Source organism: Thiolapillus sp. (genome assembly GCF_048562965.1).
In the GTDB taxonomy this organism is placed as follows: domain Bacteria; phylum Pseudomonadota; class Gammaproteobacteria; order Chromatiales; family Chromatiaceae; genus Thiolapillus; species Thiolapillus brandeum_A.
Genome location: NZ_JBHNMF010000050.1, coordinates 11,828 through 13,102, shown reverse-complemented (window position 1 = coordinate 13,102; position 1,275 = coordinate 11,828). Strand labels below are relative to the sequence as shown.

Sequence of the window (1,275 nt, the reverse complement as noted above, 5' to 3'; positions counted from 1 at the left end):
TTATAGATACCTACCCGCAAGGTTCTTGGCTGCACCTTGTCGGTAACGGGCTCTGCCTGATAGAAAGCCACGGACAACTGGCCCGAGGTAATGGTTGACACGCCTCCGCGCAGCACATCAACATCGACGGCCCTGACATCGCTCTTGCGTTTCTTGTGGATTTGCAGCACCGGCACCACCACTTCCTGTAACGATGCCCCGCCATGTACAAAGCGGCTACCCGCGCCTTTCACTCGCAGGCGGTTGATAGATTTTGGTATCAACACCTCCATATCCCCGGACAGCCCCAACGCTTCCGGCTCGAAAGCACGCATACCTTTCTGCTTACCCAAGCGATGTCCCAGCACGAAACGACGATTCAGATAGGAAACGTCCTTCCCCTTGGCGGATATTTCGACAAACTCACTCTCATCCAGCGCATGATCCTGATAGATAAACCCGTGATCTGCTGTCAGCAGCATATTGCTGGCGTTGTTGCCCGCCAGTTTCTTGAGCAGCTTTACCAGCTCTTCCAGGGTTTCTTCCACGGCGAGAAACGCCCGCTCTTCACTGTCACGGGCATCGCCCGTCTTGTCGATGATGTTCTGATAAATATAGAACACATCGTGTTCACGAATCAGTGAACGGCATTCTTCCCGGTTCATTTGCAGAAAATCTCTGGACTGCAACGCCACACACCCCGACAACCACAGCCGTTTTTCAGAATCTTGTCGCGGTTACTGGTGCCCGAGGAACTCTTGCCATCGATATAGACCGTCGCTTTGCCATCGTCCTGTATCTCCAACTCCTGGTTGGGCAGCAAAGCCGCCATACCGAGCTGGGTATAGCTGGGTAACATGGAAAGGACAGGCGCCAGTTTGGCATCGAAACGATCCTCCTTGCGTATCCGGCTGAGCAACTCATCACCAATTTCATACCGCAAGGCGTCAGAAATAATGACAAACACCTTCTTGTTCTTGCTCAGAAAAGGCTGTACCCAGCCATTGAAGAATTCCCGCTGCAGCCTGACAGGGCTGGCTTCCCATTTCTTCGCTGCATCCACCTGAGTCTGCCAGCGGTCATTCAATGTCAGCAAATAGTTATTTGAATACAGATCATTGATCTGCCTGGCCAGCTCTGAAGTCAGGGCAGCCTGGCCTGCTGATCGTATGTGATAGACGAACTTGCGATAATGAAGATCCAGCCGATACCAACTCTGTGCATAACGCTGGATACCCTCTGCCAGGGAATCCATTTCCAGCGTTGCTTCAGCCAGACCATGGATAAACTGCGAGG

At 52.5% G+C, this 1,275-nt stretch carries 2 protein-coding genes; both read right to left on the bottom strand.

Features of this window, described 5'->3' with window-relative positions:
- A partial coding sequence (locus ACOCD2_RS04890; protein ID WP_419625629.1) for a PglZ domain-containing protein occupies positions 1-644 on the bottom strand: 644 nt, incomplete at its 3' end.
- Positions 641-1,275: PglZ domain-containing protein (locus ACOCD2_RS04885; protein WP_305802467.1), on the bottom strand; the 635-nt coding region annotated here is incomplete at its 5' end. The genes ACOCD2_RS04885 and ACOCD2_RS04890, both read right to left, overlap by 4 nt.